We start from the raw sequence: 18,477 nt of genomic DNA on the forward strand, positions 1-18,477 counted from the left end.
GTGGCTCCCGTGGGGCGGGGCGTCCCGGCGGCCCCGGACGGCTGCTGCCGGGCGGTGTCCCCGGCCCGGACCACGCGCGTCGGGTCGGGGGCCCACGCCGAGGGGGCCACGCGCGTCGGGTCGGGGGCCCACGCCGAGGGGGCCACGTACGGCCGGGGGGCGTCCTGCGGGCCGCCGACGTCCTCGGCGCGGGCATCGACCGGCGCCGACCCGTTCCGCCGCGGGGGCGCGTCCCCGGCGGGGGCCGCCCGTACGGGGGCCGGGGCCGGCGGGGTGGCGTGTGCCGCCGCGGGGCCGGCGGGGCGGGTCGGGTGCCGGAGGGCGGAGGGGGGAACGGGGTGGAACGTGCCCGTCGTGGACGTGGTGCGGGTGGGGTACATGGTTGCCTCCGTCATGCGAACAGCCGGCGCCAGGTTTCCGGGCCCGGGTAGCCGTCGGCCAGGGCGCCGCGCCAGCCCTGCGCGCGCTGGAAGGCCTCGACGTTGCGGCGGTCGGCCTCCGTCCAGGTCGCGCCCGGGCCGGAGGTGTAGTGCGTGCCGAAGCCCTTCTTCAGCAGTTGCCGCCCCAGCGCGGCGATCGCCGGGTGGGACCGGCCGGGCCGGAAGACCCCCGGGCCGGGGTAGGCGGGCACCGTGGCGGGGACCCCGACGGGGCCCGGGTGAGGGGCCGGCCGGGGGGCCGGGCGCGGGGCCGGCGGGGGTGTCGTGCGGCCCGTCGGCACGATGTCGTTGCCCTGCCGCTGGACCAGCAGCCGCCAGGTGTCCGGCCCCGGGATGCCGTCCGCGTCGGCGCCGGTCCAGCCCTGCGCCTGCTGGAACGCCTCCGTGGCCCGCCGGTCGGCCTCGCTCCACTTGGTGCTGGGCCCCTTGGGGTAGAACCGCAGACCGCCCCGGTCGATCAGCATCCGGCCCAGCTCGGCGACGTACTTGTTGTCCGCGCCGGGCCCGAACTTCGCCACCCCGGGGAAGGCCGCCGCGGGCTGCGGCGCGGGCGGCACCGAGTCGCCCGGGAGGATCCCGCCGGTGACCCCGTTGTACCGGTACGGGATGTACCTGGCGCCGTTCTCCCAGTACCCGTACGGGGTGGCCAGCCGCCGCGTCACCGGCGGGGTCTGCTCGTAGGCGGTGTAGTGGGTGTGCGTCTCGTCGACCCAGCCGCCGAAGAGGACCACGTGCGAGCCCTTGTTGGGGTCCGCCGGGTTGTGGAAGAGGAGCATGTCCCCCGGCAGCAGCTCCTCCTTCGTGATCTTCGTGGCGAAGGTGTCGAGGCTGCCGGTCCACTCGTTCGTCCCCAGGTTCCAGGCCATGGAGACGTAGCCCGAGCAGTCCTGGCGGTACCCGTCCGTCCAGTACTCGGACATGCTGTACGGGACCTGCGCCTCCAGCCACAGCTTCGCCCGGTTGATGATCGTGGCCCGGTCGATGCGGCGCGCCAGCGACGGCGCGCCCGGCCGGCCCGGCCCGGAGGCCGGGGGGCGCGGGCGCCCGTGCAGCGGGGCCCGGCCGCCCTGCGGGCTGCCCGGGGTGTCACGGGCGGACGGGCCGGGTCCGGCCGCGTGCGCGGCACCCGCCCCGTGAGCGGGGGGCGCCGCGCGCTCCGGGCCCGGCAGGGGTTCGGACGGCCGGGGGTCCCGCGGGGCCGGGTGGTCCGCCGCCAGCGCGGCCGCCGGCCCGCCGCCCAGGACCACCCCGGCCGCCGTGGCCAGTACCAGCGCCCGGCGGGCCCCGCGCACGGCCGGGAGCCCGCATTCCCGCAGCGCTATGGCCCGCCCCCGCACCAGGGTCCGGCGCCGCCGCACGCAGCCGGGACAGGCGCAGTCCCGGGCGGGCTCGTACTCCTCGAAGACAGGCATCGGCATCGGCATCGGCATCTGTACGTGCACCGGAGGCTGCGTCGTCATGCGGTTCCGTCCACTCCCCTGATCGGTCCGGATCGGGCCCGATCGCTCCTGCTCGTCGGCGGTCCGGGCCGCTCACGCACCCGACGGAGCGTCAGATGAGGTGCGGCCCAGACATATCGTGCACGACAAAACCCTCAAACATGGGTTAATCGGACAGCGCGGGCGCGGCTGGTCACGAGCACCCCTGGAAGTGGGGTAGAGTTTTCCCTGTCAGCAAGCGCCGCTAGCTCAGTTGGTTAGAGCAGCTGACTCTTAATCAGCGGGTCCGGGGTTCGAGTCCCTGGCGGCGCACAGACAAGGGGAAACCCCCGCAGCGAAAGCTGCGGGGGTTTCCTCGTTCCATGAGGGCGACGGGCCGCCGACGCTAGGCCGCCGCGCCCGCCCGGGTCCCCGCACCCGTCAGGTACGCAGAGACCACGACGTTCGCCGAGTACTGCCCGGCCGCCTTGTCGTAGCTCCCCCCGCAGGTCACCAGCCTCAGCTCCGCGCGACCCCCCACCCGGGGCCCGTACGCCGCGTGCGGGTCGAAGCCGGCCCGCTCGTAGACCCGTACGTCCTCGACGGTGAACTCGGCGACCGTCCCGTCCGCCCGCGCCACGCGGATCTTCGCCCCCGGCTTGACCGTGCTCAGGCCGAAGAAGACCGCCGGCTTGGACTTCGTGTCCACGTGCCCCACCATCAGCGCCGCCCCCGCCGCGCCGGGCGCGGGTCCCGCGCCCCACCAGCCCACCGTGCCGGGCAGTTCGTACGGCGGCGGCTCCACCGCCCCCTGACGGTCCAGGCCCCGCGCGATGACCGGCGCCTGCACCCCCAGCGACGGCACGTCGACCCGTGCGGGCATCGCCGCTGTCAGCGGGGCCCGCGCGGCCGGCAGGCCCGGGCCGGACTGGCCGCCGGCCCGGCCCGGGAGCGGGCCGGACGGCACCCCGGTGACCTCCTTGCCCCACAGCCAGAGGCCGAGCACCAGCACCGACCAGGCGGTGAAGGTCAGCAGCCGGCCGCCGGCGGCGGACCCGAGCCCGCTCATCCGTGGTTGCGGCGGCGGCGCAGGGCCAGGGCGCGCCCGGCGACGGCGAGGGTGGCCGCGGCGGCCAGGACCGCGCCGACCACGGTCTGCGGCAGGCCGGGGCCGTCGCCGTGGTGGCTCTTCTTCGCGGCGGAGGCGGACGCCAGCCGGGTGGTCTCGGCGACCTGGGCGGCCATCGCACCGCCACCCGCGTGGACCGGCCAGACGGGCGAGTGGTGCGGTTCGGGGTGGTGGCCGCGACGGATCTCCAGGGAGCCGCGCGGACCCTCGTCCCGCCCCTCGCACCGGACCCGGACCTCGTGCCAACCGGGGTCGGCGTGGTGACGGATCTCGGCCTCGCCGAAGAGCGTGCGGGGGTCCTCGTGGCCCTTGCGCAGCCGGACCTCCGAGTCGAAGACGGGAGAACGGGCCACGGCCCAGTCGCCCTCGCAGGCCCGGACGCGGATCTTGACCCGCTCCCCCGGTCCGACCGGGTTCGGCTCGACGGAGACACCGCCGCGGTCCCCTTCGAACCCGAGGGCGGCGGGGGCGGTCACGGCGGCGCAGGCCGCCAGGGTCACGGCCACCGTCGCGGCACGGAGAGCGAGCAGAGAACTTCGCATGGTGAACCTCCTCATGAGGAGGTTCACGCGCGGCACGCCGCTCCGCATCCGGAGCGGCGCTCTCTTGGCCCGTACGTGTCAGCCGTACGCACCAACGGCCACATCGGGCCGACGGCTACACCAGGTCGACGAGGTCCGCGATGGAGTCGACCGTGTGGGTCGGGCGGTAGGGGAACTTCTCGGTGTCCTCCACCGTGGTGAGCCCGGTGAGGACGAGGAAGGTCTCCATGCCCGCCTCCAGGCCGGCCAGCACGTCGGTGTCCATCCGGTCGCCGATCATCGCGCTGGTCTCGGAATGGGCCCCGATGGCGTTGAGGCCCGTGCGCATCATGAGCGGGTTGGGCTTGCCGGCGAAGTACGGCTGCTTGCCGGTCGCCTTGGTGATCAGCGCGGCGACCGCGCCCGTGGCCGGGAGCGGGCCCTCGGTGGAGGGGCCGGTCTCGTCGGGGTTGGTGCAGATGAAGCGGGCGCCGTCGTTGATCAGGCGGACGGCCTTGGTCATGGCCTCGAAGCTGTAGGTGCGGGTCTCGCCGAGGACGACGTAGTCGGGCTCGTGGTCGGTGAGGATGTAGCCGATGTCGTGCAGGGCGGTGGTCAGGCCCGCCTCGCCGATGACGTACGCCGTGCCGCCCGGGCGCTGGTCGTCGAGGAACTTCGCGGTGGCGAGGGCCGAGGTCCAGATGTTGTCCACGGGCACGTCCAGGCCCATGCGGCTGAGCCGGGCCTGGAGGTCGCGCGGGGTGTAGATGGAGTTGTTGGTCAGGACCAGGAAGGGCTTGCCGGACTCGCGCAGCCGCTTGATGAAGGCATCGGCGCCCGGGATCGGGGTGCCCTCGTGGATGAGGACCCCGTCCATGTCGGTGAGCCAGGATTCGATCGGCTTGCGCTCTGCCACGGATTTCTCTCCGCTCTGGTCGCCTCTGACCTGTGGGTCTGTGGTCTGTACCACCACCCTAGCGGGCGCGGGCCGCGGGCGCCGGGGGCGTCCACGGCCCGGACGGCCCAGCGGGGGCGGGCGTACTCGGTCCTCGTGGCGGCGGGGCCGCTCAGCTGCCGGTCGCGGACTTCCAGGCGTCGACGTAGCCCGTGAGGTTCTTGTCGATGTCGGCCCAGTCCGGCTCGAAGACCTCGACGCCGGTCATCAGCCGGGTGAGCGCGATGGCGTTGGCGTCGGTGGGCTTGACGTCCGTACGGGCGGGGAAGCCGCCGCCGACCTCGCTGACCAGCCTCTGGGCGTCCTCGCCGAGCAGGTGGTCGAGGAGCTTCCGGCCGTTGTCGGCGTGCGGGGCCCCGGCGACCAGGCCGGCCGCGTACGGCAGGGCGAAGGTGGTGGGCTTGCCGCCGTCCTTGGCGGGGAACCAGATGCCGAGGTTGGGCATGGACCTGGACTGGGCGAAGTTCATCTGGACGTCGCCGTTGGCGACCAGCAGCTCGCCCTTGTCGGTCTTGGGCGCGAGCTTGCTGGTGGAGGAGGACGGGCCGACGTTGTTGGCCTGGAGCTTCCTGAGGAAGTCCATCGCCTGGTCCTTGCCGCCGAAGTCGTGCAGGGACTTGACGAGGACGGCCGTGCCGTCGCCCGCGACGCCGGGGGTAGTACTGGATCCTGCCCTTGTACTTGGTGTCGAGGAGCTCCTCCCAGGTCCTGGGGGCGGAGCTCAGCTCCTTCTTGTTGTAGACGAAGCCGAAGTAGTTGTTGACGACGGAGGTCCACTTGGAGTCGGCGGACTTGACGGCGCCGCTGACCTTCTCGGAGCCCTGCGGGGCGTAGGCCTGGAGCAGGCCCTTCCCGTCGGCCTGCTGGATGAAGGGCGGCAGGGTGATCAGCACGTCGGCCCGGGTGTTGGTCTTCTCGCGCAGGGCCCGCTGGACCATCTCGCCGGAGCCGCCTTCGACGTACTTGACCTCGATGCCCGTCTTCTTGGTGAAGTCGGCGAAGACCTTGTCGTACCAGCCGTCGCCCTTGTCGCTCTTGAGGCCGTCGGCGCTGTAGACGGTCACGGTCTTCTCGCCGCCGCCCGTTGAGCCGGAGCCTGCGGCGGTGGAGGAGCCGCCGCAGGCGGTGAGGGTGCCGGCGAGGGCGAGGCCGGCGGTGAGGGCGGTGGCGGTACGGAGCAGGAGCGCTCTGGACACGGGGATTCCTTACGGGGGAAGGGGGCGGGGGGAAGGCGGGGGTCAGCGGTAGGAGGCCCGGGTGCGGATCCGGGAGACGGCCAGGAGGACCAGCAGGGTGGTGGCCATCAGCACCACGGCGACGGCGGATCCGGCGAAGAGCGAACCCCGGTCGGTGGCGGTGAAGATCCGGACCGGGAGGGGCGTCCAGTCCGGCGGGTAGAGCATCATCGTGGCGCTCAGCTCGCCCATGGACAGGGCGAAGCAGAGTCCTGCGGCCGCCGTGAGGGACGGCAGCAGGAGGGGCAGCCTGACCCGCCACAGCACGTACGCGGGACGGGCGCCGAGGGAGGCGGCCGCCTGCTCGTACGCGGGGTCGAGACGCACGAGGGCCGCCGAGACCGACTGGTAGGCGAACGCCGTGACGAGGACGGTGTGCGCCAGGACGACGATCGTGCTCGTGCCGTTGAGCAGCAGCGGGGGCTTGCTGAACGCGACGAGGACGGCGAGGCCGACGGCCACGGACGGCACGGCCACCGGCAGCATGAACAGGGCGTCCAGGAGCCGCTTTCCGCGCCGGCCCAGGGCTGCGGCGGCCAGGGCGGCCCAGGTGCCGGCGGCGAGCGCGAGGAGGCCGGCGGCCAGGGCCGTGACCAGGGAGGTGGTCAGGGCCTGGAGGGATTCGCCCCGGACGGCGGAGGCGTAGTTCTCGGTGGTGGGGCCCGAGGGGAAGGCGCCGGACCAGTGGGTGGCGAAGGAGGCGGCCACGACCACGAGGAGGGGCAGGGCGAAGAGGGGGACGAAGAGGATCCCGAACAGGAACCAGGCGGCCCGGCGGCCGCCCCTGCTATGCACCAGCACGCTTGCCCACTCCCCGGTAGAGGCCGAACAGGCCGATGGACAGGGCGATGTTGACGACGGCGGCGACGCAGGCGGCCGGGTAGTCGGATTCGAGGATGGCCTTGCCGTAGACGAGCATCGGGAGGGTCGTGACGCCCTTGGCGCCGGTGAACAGGACGATCCCGAACTCGTTGAGGCACAGGACGAGGACGAGGCTGCCGCCCGCCGCGAGGGCGGGGAGGGCCTCGGGGAGGACCACCTGCCGGACGATCCGGGCGGGGCGGGCGCCGAGGCCCGCGGCCACCTCCAGCTGCGCGGTGTCCAGTTGGGAGAAGGCGGCGAGCAGGGGGCGCATCACGAAGGGGGTGAAGTACGTGACCTCCGCCAGGAGGACGCCCCAGGGGGTGGTGAGGAAGCGGAACGGGCCTTCGGCGCCGCCCAGGACCTCCGTCCAGAGGCCGTTGGCCATGCCGACGGTGCCGTAGATGAAGAGGAGGGCGAGGGTGATGAGGAAAGAGGGGAAGGAGAGGAAGACGTCGATGAACTTGGCGACGGCCCTGGCTCCGGGGAAGGGCACGAAGGCGATGATCAGGGCCAGGGTGAAGCCGAGGAGGAGGCAGCCGGCCGTGGAGGCGAGGGCCAGCCAGACGGTGGTGCCGAGGGCTTCGCGGAAGGCGTGGGAGGCGAGGACGGCGGAGTAGGCGTCGAAGGGGCCGCCACCGTTGTCGGGGGTCAGGGACTGCCGGACGACCAGGGCGAGGGGGTAGAGGAAGACGAGCCCGAGCAGGGCCACGGGCGGCAGCGCCCACACGGCCCGGGCCGGACGCCGACTCCCCTGCGGGGGCGCTTCCCGGGGCGGCTTCCGGGGCCCGGGCGGGGCCGCGGTGCGGGCCGGGGCCGGTGGCGGGGTGGCCGTCGGCGCCTCGGGCCGTACGGGCTCGGGCACGGCGGGCCGGGCCGGGCGGCCCGCTCCCGGACCGGGCACGGGCGCCGCTCCGGCAGCCGGCGCCGCGGCCGGCAGGGCAGCCGGTACGGCAGCCGGCGCCGCGGCCGGTACGGCGCCAGGCTCGGCGGCGGGTGGCGCGGCCGGGGGTGGGGTGGGTGGGGGGAGGGCGGGTTCAGGCATCGGTGACCCCCGCCGTCAGGAGCACCGCGTCGCGGGGCTCGAAGTGGAGGGTGACCTCGTCCCCCAGGGCCGGGGTCTCCTTCAGCTCGGGGAGGTCGGCCTTGACGCGGTGCCCGCCGATGTCGACGTACAGCCGGTGCGTCGCGCCGCGCCACTGCACCTCGGCGAGGGTGCCGCGCAGGGCGTTGGGGCCCTCGCCGAGCCCCAGCAGGTGCGGCCGTACGCACAGGGTCGCGGTCGATCCGGGGGCCGCGCGGCCCCGGTCGAGGGTCAGCGGGCGCCCCGCGAAGACCGCGCCGCCGTCGGCGACCGTCACCGGGAGCAGGTTGGCGTTGCCGACGAAGGACGCGGTGAACTCCGTACGCGGTGCCCGGTACAGCTGCTGCGGGGTACCGCAGTCCTGGAGGCGGGCGCGGTCCATGACGGCGATCCGGTCGGCCAGGGTGAGGGCCTCGATCTGGTCGTGGGTGACGTACAGGATGGAGACGTGCGGGAGTTCGCGGTGCAGCCGGGCCAGTTCGGCCAGCATCCCGGAGCGCAGCTGCGCGTCGAGCGCCGAGAGGGGCTCGTCCAGCAGGAGGACCCCGGGGCGGATGGCGAGGGCGCGGGCGATGGCCACCCGCTGCTGCTGTCCGCCGGAGAGCTCGCGGGGGTGGCGACGGGCGTAGGCGGCCATCCCCGTCATCTCCAGGGCCTCGGTGACCCGGGCCGGGATCTCGGCCCTGGGGGTCTTCCGGGCGCGCAGGCCGAAGGCCACGTTGTCCGCGACCCGCATGTGCGGGAAGAGCGCGTACTGCTGGACGACCATCCCGATGCCCCGCTTGTGCGGGGGCAGGGCGGTGACGTCCCGGCCGCCGATCAGCACCCGCCCGGAGGCGGGCCGGACGAACCCGGCGACCGCGCGCAGGGCGGTGGTCTTGCCGGAGCCGGAGGGCCCGAGGAGGGCCATGACCTCCCCGGGCTCGACGGTCAGGTCGAGACGGTCCAGGACGGTGGTGCCGTGGTAGGCGACCGAGACGGAGTCGAAGCGGATGCCGCTCACGACGACTCCGTGAGCAGGGCGGGGAGTTCGGCGACGGAGCCGAGGACGTGCGTGGCGCCGTGAGCGGTGAGCGCGGCGCGGTCGTGGGCGCCGGTGAGGACGCCGGCGACGGTGCCGGCTCCGGCGCGGCGGCCGCTGAGCATGTCGTAGGCCGTGTCCCCGGCGACGACGGTCTCGCGGACGTCGGCGACGGCGCCGGTGCGCAGGAACGCGGCCAGCACCATGTCGGGGTAGGGGCGGCCGCGGCCGCCCGCGTCGGCGGGGCAGAGGGTGAGGTCGGCCAGGTCCCGCCAGCCGAGGGCGTCGAGGATGGCGTCCTGGGTGACGCGGGCGAAGCCGGTGGTGAGGGCGACGGTGTGGCCGTCGGCCCGCAGCCGCTCGACGGTCGCGCGGGCGCCGGGTACCTCGGTCACGAGGCCGTCGTCGACGAGCTGCGCGTAGGCCTGCTCGAAGGCGGTGTTGGCGAGCCGCGCGCGGTCCTCCGTACCGAAGAGGTGGCGGAAGACGGAGATCTTCGACTCGCCCATGGTGTCGCGGACGTACCGGAGCTGCTCGGTGTGGGCGGGGGTGCCGGGCTCGACGCCGAGGCGTTCGGCGGCGCGTGCGAAGGCGCGCTCGACGAGTCCGCCGTCGGCCACGGTGGTACCGGCCATGTCGAGGACGATCAGCTTCCCGGGGGTGCGGGTTTCGGTCATACGGCTCACCAGCCCAGTTCGTTCGCGGTGGTTTCGGCGATGGCGGGCGAGCAGGTCATGCCCCGGCCGCCCGGTCCGGTGACGAGCCAGACCCCTTCGCCGACCCGCTGGCGGTGGACGACGCGGCCGGTGTCGGTGCACTGCGCGTACACGCCCGCCCAGCGGTGCCTGATCTTCGGCAGCGGGCGGCCCAGGAAGGACTCGACGACCCCCGTGAGGTGGTCGTAGGGGTCTTCGAGGGTGTCGAACGCGAAGGGGTGCTCGTACTCGTGGGTGTCGCCGATGGTCAGGCCGCCGTCGTGGCGCTGGACCATCAGCAGCTGCATCCGGTGCGCGGCGGCGACGGGCGACTGGGCCTGCTCGGCGTTGAGGGCGTCGAGGGCGTCGCCCCGGTAGGCGGGGTAGTAGCGGAAGCTGTCGGCGTCGGCGACGGAGGTGGTGAGCGGTTCGCCGAGGGGGGCGGTCTGCATCATCTGGAGCCGGACGCGGCGCACCGGCAGGTCGGGGACGAGTTCACGGACCAGGCCGGAGAGCCAGGCGCCGGTGGCGAGGACGACGGCGTCGCCGCGGTGGACGTCTCCGTGGTCGTCGCGGACGGCGGCGGGGCCGGCCAGGTCGCGGACCTCGCGGCCGGGCAGGAAGGTGTAGCGGCCGGAGGCGCGGAGGGCCTCGCGGAGGTGGAGCTGGGCGGTGCGCGGTTCGACGGCCGCGTCCCGCTCGCACCACAGGGCGGCCTCGAAGGCGCCGCGCAGGGCCGGGTTGACCGCCCGCGCCTCGGCCGCGGTGACCAGCTCGTAGCCGCGGGCGGCGGCGTCGGGGCGGGCGGCGGCCGCCTCGGCGACCGCGTACTCGCGGGCGTTGCGGACGGGGGTGAGGGAGCCGATCGCCCGGAAGCCCAGGCCGGGCACCTCCGCGCCGATCCGCTCCCAGAGCTCGCGGGCCCGCAGGGCGGTGTCGAGCTCCTCGCCCCCGGCCCGGCCGCTGACCCAGATCTGGCCGAAATTGCGCAGCGAGGCGCCGCGCGCCTCGGCCTCGCGCTCGATCTGGACGACCTCGTGGCCGCGTTGGACTGCCTGCCAGGCGTGCATGGTGCCGACCACGCCGCCTCCGACGACTATGACTCTCACGCCGTCCACCGTCGGGGCGGCCCGTGACCCCGGAGGATCGGGCGGGAAGCGGGGCGGTGAACAGCCCTCGACGCTTGGACTAGACCCGTTATCGTTCCGTGATGTCAATGGGTCTGGGTCAGGCGGTGTTGTTCTGTTTTTTCGGGGTCCTATTCGGGCCGCAGGCGGGTCGTGAAGCTGAACCGGTCGCCACGGTAGAGCGAACGCACCCGCTCCAGCGGCCGGCCGTCCCGGTCCCGCGAGAAGCGGTGGATGAGCAGCATCGGGAGGGCCGGCGGGGTGCCGATCAGCAGGGCCTCGCGGGGGGTGGCCAACACGGTCTCCAGCTTCTCGTCGGCGTCCCCGAAGGAGATCCCGAGGCTGTCGCGGAGGTATCCGTAGAAGGAGGAGTCCGGCTGGAAATCGACGTCGAGGCGGGGGGCGCGGGCGACCCGGACGTACGTGCTCTCCAGCCCCACGCGCTCGTCGTCGGCGAGGAGCACCCGCTCCAGGTGCCAGACGGGCTCACCGGCCCCGGCGCCGATGCCGGGGGCGAGTTCGGGCGGGCAGGGGAAGCGCTCCAGTCCGATGAGGTGGCGTCCGGGGCGGCGGCCCTGGCGGCGCACGCCCTCGGTGTAGCTGGCGAGGGAGAGGGGCTGCTCCAACTTGGGTCCGGCGACGACGGTACCCCGGCCGGAGCGGCGCAGCCGCCCCTCCAGCAGCAGTTCCCGCAGCGCCTGCCGCACGGTCTCGCGGGCCACCTCGTACCGCTCGGCGAGATCCCGCTCGGTGGGCAGCGCGCCGCCTTCGCCGAGTTCGTCGAGGAGATCGGCGATGCGGGCCTTGACGGCGTAGTACTTGGGGATGCGCCCGTGCTCGGGAATCCCGGACCGCACGGGCGAGCCGGGACGGTGGGGGGCGGGGTGCCGGATCTGTTCTTCCACGGTCGGACTGTACGTGCGGGAGGTGTACGGGGGGCGCGGCAGCGGGGTGGGGCCGGCGACCCCGGCCGGGCACGGCGGTACTCGGGTTCAGCGCGGCGGGCGGGGGTCGTGCGGGCTCCGGCGCAGACGGCGGGCGCCGAGCAGCAGACCGGCCCCGGCGGCCACGGCGGCGACGGCTCCGGCCCCGTACGCCCACTCCCGGGGGCCCGTGTGCGCGAGCGACCCCGCCGCGACGGTGTCCTGCGGCTCCTCGGGGCCCTCGACGGAGAACCGGTACCCCCCGGCCTCGCCGACCCACTCCCCGTCGTCCCCCTTCCGCTGCACCAGCGCGGCGTCGGCGACGACCTCCCCCAGGGGGGCGTCGGGGGCGAAGGCGAGCTGCACCCTGACGGTGGTGGAGCCGCCGGCCGGTACGGAGAAGCCCGGGAAGGCGTCCTTGCCGTCGAACACGGCGATGATCTCGTCGCGGTCGCTGCGCTCCAGGCTGACGGGGAAGGGGCCGCCGGGGGCTTCGAACTCCATGCGCAGGTGCGCGGGGCGCAGGGCCCGGGCGGAATCGGTGAACACGATGACGGGGTGGATGGCGGTACAGGTGGCGCCGGTGGTGTTCGTCAGGTCCAGCAGCCAGCTCTGCGGGCCGGCGCCGGCCCGGTAGACCGCCGGGCCCCCGCGGATCCGCGCCCCGATCGGGAAGGCGCTGCTCTTTCCGTCCCCGCAGGTGGCACGGGCCCGCGAAGGGAGGGCCGGCGCGGGCATGGCGGGGGCGGGCGCGGGGTGGGGGGCGCCGCCGGTGCCGGTGTCCGCGGTGGCGGGAGGTGCGGAGAGGGCGAGAAGGAGGGCGGTGAGGGCGGGGGCGTTGCGCAGTCGCATGGAAGACCTCGCTGCTCGCCGGACGGAGTAATGATCGGACGAGGCGACAATCACCCCGCCGTGCCCGCACCCTCCCACGCCCCCACCCCCAGGCCCCACCCCCACGCCCGACACCTCCCGCTTTCCCCCCGGATGGCCCCGGCCCACCCCGGCCCGGCAACGGCCCGGCAACGGCCCCCAGCGGTATCGCCCCCGGGCGCGGGGCGGGGCGGCGCGGCAGGGCGCGGGACTGCGCGGTGGGGGGGCGGCAGGGGCAGGCAATCGGCCCGAGCCGCCGCGCCGCAGCGGGCGCGGCACACCCCGCCCCGGCCGCCACCGCGTGCCCGACACGTCCCGCACCACCGGCGCGCACGGCGGGGCCCGGCGGTACCGGCACCGCCCCGGCCGGGGACGGGTCGCTCGGGTCAGCCGTGTCCGAACAGCGGTGCCAGGGCCAGTTCCGCCGCCCCCTCCGCGACCCCGGCCGGTGCGAGGCCGACCACCGGCGGGTCGGCCGTCAGGGCGCGGCCCGCCAGCACCTCCCGCACCCCGCCGACGAACACCTCCGGCGCCCCCGCAACCACCCGGCCCCCCAACAGCACCCGGTCCACGTCCAGCAGCGCCACCAGGTTCGCCGCCCCCTCCCCCAGCACCCGCGCCGCCTCCACGAGGTCACCCCGGGCGACCGCCTCCAGGCAGAGCACCTCCAGGCAGCCCCGGCCCCCGCACCGGCAGAGCGGGCCGTCCAGCCGCAGCACCTGGTGCCCGAACTCCCCCGCGCCCGACCGCGCGCCCCGGTACACCGCACCGTCGAGCCGCAACCCCGCCCCGAGCCCGGTCCCGACGTGCAGGTAGACGCACGAGCCGGACCCCAGCCCTCCCGGGCCCGGCCGCACGGGGTCCACTCCGCCCCGGCCCGACGAGGCCGGCCCCGGCCCGCCCTGCTCAGGCCCGCGCACGCCCGGCCCACCGAGGTCCGCCCCGCCGAGGCCTGCCCCACCGAAGCCCGCCCGGCCCAGACCCGACCCGCCCAGGCCCGACCCCGGCCCGCCCAGGCCCGCTCCACCCAGGCCCGACCCCGGCCCGCCCGGGTCCGGCCCGCCCAGGTCCGGCCCGCCCAGGTCCGGCCCGCCCAGGTCCGGCCCGCCCGGGTCCGGCCCGCCCGGGTCCGGACTCCCGCCGAAGCCGGACGTGCCAACGCCCTCGGCCCTGCCAGCCCCGCCCGGCCCTCCAGCCTCTCCGGCCCCCTCAACCCCATCGGCCCCGCCGGCGCGGGCCCATCCCCCCGCCGCGACCGCGGCGTTGGTGTCCTTGTCCACCACCACCGCCACGCCCAGCCGCCCCGACAGCGCCTCCCGCAAGGGGAACCCCTCCCATTCCGGGAACCCCGTCACCCGCCCCATGACCCCGGTCCGCCAGTCCAGCGGCCCGGGCGCGGCCGCGCCCACTCCCGCCAGCGGCGGTGCCTCCGCGCCGCCCGAGACGCGCGCGACCGCCCGTACGGCCGCGTCCACCGCCGCCTCCGGCCCCGCCCCGAAGTCCAGCGGGCCGCTCCATTCCGCGACGAGGGCGCCCGCCAGGTCGACCCGTACGGCCCGCAGCTCGTCGCGGTCCAGGTGCACCCCCACCGCGTGCCGGGCGTCCGGGACCAGCCTCAACCGGGTCCGGGGCTTGCCTCCGGTCGACGCGTCCCGGCCGGCCTCGGCCACCAGGCCCTCCGCCGCGAGCCGGGCGGTGATCTTGCTGACGGCCTGGGGGGTGAGCCCCGCCCGTTCGGCCAGCTCGGCGCGCCCGAGGCCCGGCGGGCCCGCGGCGCGGAGCAGGTCCAGCAGCAGGGCCTCGTTGTGCCCGCGCAGCACCGGCAGGTTCACCCCGCCCCGGCCGCCACCGCTCCCGCCGCCCCGACTCCGACCGCCCCCGACGTTTCCCCTGTTCACCCCCTCATTGTCCACCCTCCTTGCACTTACACAACACTGTTGCCAAAGTGGACGCATGAACGCCTCCCCCCGCATCCCCCAGACTCCCGGCACACCCCTGCGCGTCGCGCTCATCGGCTACGGACTCGCCGGCTCGGTCTTCCACGCGCCGCTCGTCTCCGCCACCGAGGGCCTCGTCCTCGACACCGTCGTCACCTCCGACCCCGGCCGGCAGGCGCAGGCCCGCGCCGCCCACCCCGGCGTCCGCGTCGCCGCCACCGCCGACGCGCTGTGGGAACGGGCGGGTGACGCCGAGGACCCGCTCGGCCTCGTCGTCATCGCCTCCCCCAACAAGACCCACGTCCCCCTCGCCACCGCCGCCCTCACCGCCGGGATCCCCGTGGTCGTGGACAAGCCGCTGGCCGCCACCGCCGCCGAGGCGCGCGAACTCGCCGCGCTCGCCGAGCGGACCGGCACCTTCCTCTCGGTCTTCCAGAACCGCCGCTGGGACAACGACTTCCTCACCGTGCGCCGCCTCCTCGCCGACGGCGAACTCGGCGAGATCCAGCGCTTCGAGTCCCGCTACGAGCGCTGGCGCCCCCAGCTCAAGGGCGGCTGGCGCGAGTCGGGTGCGCCGGAGGAGATCGGCGGGCTGCTGTACGACCTCGGCAGCCATGTCGTCGACCAGGCGCTGGTGCTGTTCGGCCCGGCCGTACGGGTCTACGCGGAGACCGACGTGCGGCGCCCGGGCGCCGAGGCCGACGACGACACGTTCATCGCGCTCACGCATGCGAACGGCGTCCGCTCGCACCTCTACGTCAGCGCCACCGCCGCCCAGCTCGGACCGCGCTTCCGCGTCCTCGGCTCGCGGGCCGGCTACGTCAAGTACGGCCTGGACCCGCAGGAGGCCGCCCTGCGCGAGGGACTGCGCCCGGGCGGTCCCGACGGGGCGGCGTGGGGCGAGGAGCCCGAGCACCTGTGGGGGCGGGTCGGGTCCGGCGAATCCCCGCTGACCGGCGGCGGGGACCCGGTGCCGACGGTTCCGGGCGACTACCCCGCCTACTACGCCGCGGTCGCGGAGGCACTGCGCACGGGCGGCCCGGCCCCGGTCACGGCACACGAGGCGGCGGACTGCCTGGCGGTGCTGGAGGCCGCGCGCACGTCGTCCCATGAGGGGTCGGTCGTCACCCTCTGATCCACCTTGTCGCAAAATCGACGGTTTCCATGCGAACAAACGATCTATCCTGCACAGGCTGCCGATCATCACGCATGTGAAGAATGGAAACCCCACCTGTGAAGCTGCCCCGGATCGCGTCGATCGTGGCCACCGCCGCGATAGCGCCGGCCGTCCTGCTCTCCTCGCCCGCCTTCGCCGCCGAGGGAGCGGCCGGCGGGCCGTCCCACCCGTCGTCCCCGACCGCGCCCGACCAGGGTGTCGAGGGGAAGCCGGCGGCGGACAAGCCGGCCGGCACGCCCGCCGAGGACCCCCAGGCGGCGAAGGACCGGGCGGCGATCGAGGCACTCCTGGCCGACCCGAACCGTGGTCCCGGCGTCCGCGAGGCGGCCGCGAAGGCGCTCAAGGGAACGGCCGAGCAGATGCGGCGGTTCCTGACGGTCGAGCTGGCGGAGGAGCAGTTCACCGACGACGAGGTCAAGATCTCCCGGATCCACAACTCCGGCGGCCCGGCCGTGAAGGCGGCCGCGGTCGAGGCCCTCCGCAAGGAGAGCCAGGAGGCGTACACCGCGTTCCTGAACGAGGGTCAGCACGCGGCCCGCCTCAAGGACGACCGGGCCGAGCTGACCCGCATGCTCAACGGCGCCGGCCGGGGCGTGACCAAGGCCGTGAACGAGCTGCTGGACCACGGCACGCGCGAGCAGATCCGCGCGTTCGTCGCGACCGGCCAGCACCAGGTCCGCGCCGAGGACGACCGGGTCGCCCTGTTCGGGATGATCAAGGACGCGGGGCCGGGTCTCAAGGAGGGGATCATCAAGCTCCTTGAGGGCAACCCGACCCCGGCGCAGCTGCGCACCTTCGTGGCGACCACCCAGCACGAGCTGCGCGACGTCGACAACCAGGTGCTGATCTCGGCCATGGTCGGGAAGGCGGGCCCGGAGCTGAAGAAGGCCGCGCTCGCCGCCCTTGGGGGCACGCCCGAGGACCGCGCCGCGTTCCTCAAGACCGGCCAGCACGTGGCGCGGGCCAAGGACGAGGGCCACGGCACGGGAACCGGAACGGGCACCGGCACCGGCACCGGCACCGGCGACACCCAGGGCCAGGGCCAGGGCGGCGTCCGGCCGGCCGTCGCCACGGGCAGCGGCAAGGGCGACGGCGGCACCACCCCGGCCGGGGGCTCCTCCTCCGCCCCGCTCGCGAGCACCGGCGCCGGTTCCGGGACCACCTGGGCCGCGGGCGCGGGGGCGGCCGCCCTCACCGCGGGCGCCGGCCTGGTGGTGGCGGGACGCCGCCGTCGCGCGTCCGCCGAAGGCTGACACCGCACGCACGGGTAAGGGCCGGGCCGCCTCGGGCGGCCCGGCCCTCCTGCTTGCCGTACGGCGCTACGTCACCTACGCGTCCTTGAACTCCTGGCGCTGACGCCCGAGCCCCTCGATCTCCAGCTCCACGACGTCACCGGCCCGCAGGTACGGCTTCGGCTCCGGCCGGCCCATGGCCACGCCCCCCGGGGTGCCCGTGACGATCACGTCACCCGGGTGGAGCGTCATGAACTGGCTCAGGTACCGCACGACCTCGCCCACCGGGAAGATCTGGTCCGAGGTGTTGCCGTCCTGCTTGAGCTCGCCGTTGACCCACAGCTTGACGTCCAGCACCTGCGGGTCCGGGATCTCGTCGGCGGTGACCAGCCAGGGACCGAGCGGGGTGAACGTCTCGCAGTTCTTGCCCTTGTCCCAGGTGCCGCCGCGCTCGATCTGGAACTCGCGCTCCGACACGTCGTTGACCAGCACGTACCCGCCGACGTGCGCGAGGCCCTCCTCGGCGGAGCCCAGGTAGCGGGCGGTGCTGCCGATGACGACGCCGAGCTCGGCCTCCCAGTCGGTCTTCACGCTGCCGCGCGGGATGAGCACGGTGTCGTCCGGGCCGCCCACGGTGTCCGGGGCCTTCAGGAACAGGATCGGCTCGGCCGGCGGCTCGGCGCCGATCTCGGCCGCGTGCCCGAAGTAGTTCAGACCGATGCCCACGACCTTGCCGATGCGGCCGACCGGCGGGCCCACGCGCAGCCCCTCCGCGTCGAGCACCGGAAGCTCCCCGCCCGCGGCGGCGTCCCGTACGCGGGACAGCACGGAGTCGTCGGCCAGCAGGGCCCCGTCCACATCCGTGATCAGGCCGGACAGGTCCCGAAGGGTCCCGTCCCGGTCCAGCAGCGCGGGGCGCTCCGACCCTGCGGGTCCGACACGCAGCAGCTTCATGGGCATTCTCCCGTGGTCGTGGGTGGTCGGCCCGCGGGCGTGCCCGGGGCCGGCCGATGGGTTGCGGCCATCGGAGGATTGGCTGATCCTCCAAGATGTCCGCCCCATCCGCAAGACCCTGTTCACGTACTGGAACGCGCCCCTCCGACCCGGCTCGCCCCGTTCCCGCCGGGCCGGGCCGGGCGGCACCGCGGACCGCCGCTCAGACCCCCGGCTTCGCCCCCGCCGCCGTTCCCGCCGCCGCGCCCGCCGCCCGGCGCTGGAGCCAGGCACGCTCGGCCACCGACCAGGCCGTCGTCGTCAGCAGGTACAGCCCGGCGGCCAGCGGTACGACGGCGGCCGTGATCAGCGTCCCGAACGACAGCAGGGGCAGGACACCGCCCAGCCTGCGCACCGCCGCCAGCTGCTCCGCGGTAGGGGCGGGCGCCGCCCCCGCGCCCTTCACCGCGGGCGGCACCGGCGCCACGGCGGGCGCGGCCGCCGCGGCCCGCCGCCCCCGTACCGCACTCCAGGCGGCCACCACCGCGATCGCGGCGAACAGCCCCAGGAACACCAGCCCCTGCGCCCCGAACACACCGCCCGCCTCCAGCGCCCCGGACCAGCGGGCCCCGAGGGGCGCGGCGAAGAGCCGGTGGGCGAGCAGCTCGTCCCCCGAGGAGAACGACCGGTACATCAGGAAGAACACCGGCAGCTGGAGCAGCACCGGCAGGCACCCCGCCGCCGGGGTCGCCGCACGGAAGGCGGCCCGGCCCAGCGGGAAGAGGGCGAGCCGTACGAGCAGGGTGAACAGCACGATCGCGGCAGCGGTCGCGGACTCGGCCAGTACCGGCTCCAGGAGCCGGCCCAGCTCGACAACAAGATGGGTGAAAACGGACACGCGGGCCCTCCGAGGGGTCTC

The 18,477-nt window shown here is 75.2% G+C and carries 16 protein-coding genes, 1 tRNA gene and 1 pseudogene; 3 read left to right on the top strand and 15 right to left on the bottom strand.

Features of this window, described 5'->3' with window-relative positions; translation table 11 throughout:
- Positions 1-391: 391 nt before the first annotated feature.
- Positions 392-1,858, bottom strand: coding sequence for a peptidoglycan-binding protein (locus WDV06_RS08510; RefSeq protein ID WP_395509082.1), 1,467 nt, complete (start codon positions 1,856-1,858; stop codon positions 392-394).
- Positions 1,859-2,117: 259 nt separating this feature from the next.
- Between WDV06_RS08510 and WDV06_RS08515 the strand changes: the two genes are divergently transcribed.
- Positions 2,118-2,191: transfer RNA gene (locus WDV06_RS08515), tRNA-Lys, on the top strand.
- Positions 2,192-2,264: 73 nt separating this feature from the next.
- Here the strand turns inward: WDV06_RS08515 and WDV06_RS08520 are convergent.
- The 12 genes and pseudogenes from WDV06_RS08520 to WDV06_RS08575 form a co-directional block, all read right to left on the bottom strand.
- Positions 2,265-2,927 carry a class F sortase gene (locus WDV06_RS08520; RefSeq protein WP_395509026.1) on the bottom strand — a complete coding sequence of 221 codons (663 nt, stop codon included), beginning with the start codon at positions 2,925-2,927 and terminating at the stop codon, positions 2,265-2,267.
- Positions 2,924-3,529 (bottom strand): hypothetical protein, encoded by a 606-nt coding sequence (locus WDV06_RS08525; RefSeq protein WP_395509027.1) that lies wholly within the window; start codon positions 3,527-3,529, stop codon positions 2,924-2,926. The genes WDV06_RS08520 and WDV06_RS08525 overlap by 4 nt, the downstream gene beginning before the upstream one ends.
- Before the next feature lie 115 nt (positions 3,530-3,644).
- Positions 3,645-4,424, bottom strand: coding sequence for an HAD-IIA family hydrolase (locus WDV06_RS08530; protein WP_395509028.1), 780 nt, complete (start codon positions 4,422-4,424; stop codon positions 3,645-3,647).
- 151 nt (positions 4,425-4,575) lie between these two features.
- A pseudogene (locus WDV06_RS08535) lies at positions 4,576-5,644 on the bottom strand (2-aminoethylphosphonate ABC transporter substrate-binding protein).
- Positions 5,645-5,701: 57 nt separating this feature from the next.
- On the bottom strand, positions 5,702-6,499 hold the full coding sequence (locus WDV06_RS08540) for an ABC transporter permease (protein WP_395509029.1): 798 nt from the start codon (positions 6,497-6,499) through the stop codon (positions 5,702-5,704).
- Entirely contained in the window at positions 6,486-7,424 is a 939-nt protein-coding gene (locus tag WDV06_RS08545; RefSeq protein WP_395509083.1) for a 2-aminoethylphosphonate ABC transporter permease subunit, read from the bottom strand. Before WDV06_RS08545 ends, WDV06_RS08540 begins: the two co-directional genes overlap by 14 nt.
- 172 nt (positions 7,425-7,596) lie before the next feature.
- On the bottom strand, positions 7,597-8,646 hold the full coding sequence (locus tag WDV06_RS08550; protein ID WP_395509030.1) for an ABC transporter ATP-binding protein: 1,050 nt from the start codon (positions 8,644-8,646) through the stop codon (positions 7,597-7,599).
- Positions 8,643-9,341: a phosphonatase-like hydrolase gene (locus WDV06_RS08555; protein ID WP_395509031.1), complete on the bottom strand. Its 699-nt coding sequence runs from the start codon at positions 9,339-9,341 to the stop codon at positions 8,643-8,645. Before WDV06_RS08555 ends, WDV06_RS08550 begins: the two co-directional genes overlap by 4 nt.
- A gap of 5 nt (positions 9,342-9,346) precedes the next feature.
- A complete protein-coding gene (locus tag WDV06_RS08560) occupies positions 9,347-10,468 on the bottom strand; it encodes a TIGR03364 family FAD-dependent oxidoreductase (RefSeq protein ID WP_395509032.1) in 1,122 nt (373 codons plus the stop codon).
- Positions 10,469-10,617: 149 nt separating this feature from the next.
- Positions 10,618-11,391 carry a GntR family transcriptional regulator gene (locus WDV06_RS08565; protein ID WP_395509033.1) on the bottom strand — a complete coding sequence of 258 codons (774 nt, stop codon included), beginning with the start codon at positions 11,389-11,391 and terminating at the stop codon, positions 10,618-10,620.
- Positions 11,392-11,478: 87 nt separating this feature from the next.
- Positions 11,479-12,261 (bottom strand): hypothetical protein, encoded by a 783-nt coding sequence (locus tag WDV06_RS08570; RefSeq protein WP_395509034.1) that lies wholly within the window; start codon positions 12,259-12,261, stop codon positions 11,479-11,481.
- A 404-nt stretch (positions 12,262-12,665) separates the two neighbouring features.
- Positions 12,666-14,111 carry an ROK family transcriptional regulator gene (locus WDV06_RS08575; RefSeq protein WP_395509035.1) on the bottom strand — a complete coding sequence of 482 codons (1,446 nt, stop codon included), beginning with the start codon at positions 14,109-14,111 and terminating at the stop codon, positions 12,666-12,668.
- Positions 14,112-14,232: 121 nt separating this feature from the next.
- On the opposite strand from WDV06_RS08575, the gene WDV06_RS08580 reads away from it, so the two are divergent.
- Entirely contained in the window at positions 14,233-15,351 is a 1,119-nt protein-coding gene (locus WDV06_RS08580; RefSeq protein ID WP_395509036.1) for a Gfo/Idh/MocA family oxidoreductase, read from the top strand.
- 98 nt (positions 15,352-15,449) lie between these two features.
- Positions 15,450-16,646, top strand: coding sequence for an ALF repeat-containing protein (locus tag WDV06_RS08585; RefSeq protein ID WP_395509037.1), 1,197 nt, complete (start codon positions 15,450-15,452; stop codon positions 16,644-16,646).
- A gap of 75 nt (positions 16,647-16,721) precedes the next feature.
- Here WDV06_RS08585 and WDV06_RS08590 read toward each other — a convergent pair whose 3' ends face one another.
- Together WDV06_RS08590 and WDV06_RS08595 are read right to left on the bottom strand one after the other, a co-directional pair.
- A complete protein-coding gene (locus WDV06_RS08590) occupies positions 16,722-17,579 on the bottom strand; it encodes a fumarylacetoacetate hydrolase family protein (protein WP_395509038.1) in 858 nt (285 codons plus the stop codon).
- 202 nt (positions 17,580-17,781) lie between these two features.
- Positions 17,782-18,456 (bottom strand): YidC/Oxa1 family membrane protein insertase, encoded by a 675-nt coding sequence (locus WDV06_RS08595; RefSeq protein WP_395509039.1) that lies wholly within the window; start codon positions 18,454-18,456, stop codon positions 17,782-17,784.
- Positions 18,457-18,477 lie beyond the last annotated feature (21 nt).

This window comes from Streptomyces racemochromogenes, from assembly GCF_044129415.1.
Lineage (GTDB): Bacteria > Actinomycetota > Actinomycetes > Streptomycetales > Streptomycetaceae > Streptomyces > Streptomyces racemochromogenes_A.

Bases quoted from the DNA above. Each gene is read 5' to 3' on its own strand.
- WDV06_RS08520 (WP_395509026.1), bottom strand. From the start codon at position 2,927: ATGAGCGGGCTCGGGTCCGCCGCCGGCGGCCGGCTGCTGACCTTCACC.
- WDV06_RS08555 (WP_395509031.1), bottom strand. From the start codon at position 9,341: ATGACCGAAACCCGCACCCCCGGGAAGCTGATCGTCCTCGACATGGCC.
- WDV06_RS08510 (WP_395509082.1), bottom strand. From the start codon at position 1,858: ATGCCGATGCCTGTCTTCGAGGAGTACGAGCCCGCCCGGGACTGCGCC.
- WDV06_RS08580 (WP_395509036.1), top strand. From the start codon at position 14,233: ATGAACGCCTCCCCCCGCATCCCCCAGACTCCCGGCACACCCCTGCGC.
- WDV06_RS08590 (WP_395509038.1), bottom strand. From the start codon at position 17,579: ATGAAGCTGCTGCGTGTCGGACCCGCAGGGTCGGAGCGCCCCGCGCTG.
- WDV06_RS08570 (WP_395509034.1), bottom strand. From the start codon at position 12,261: ATGCGACTGCGCAACGCCCCCGCCCTCACCGCCCTCCTTCTCGCCCTC.
- WDV06_RS08525 (WP_395509027.1), bottom strand. From the start codon at position 3,529: ATGCGAAGTTCTCTGCTCGCTCTCCGTGCCGCGACGGTGGCCGTGACC.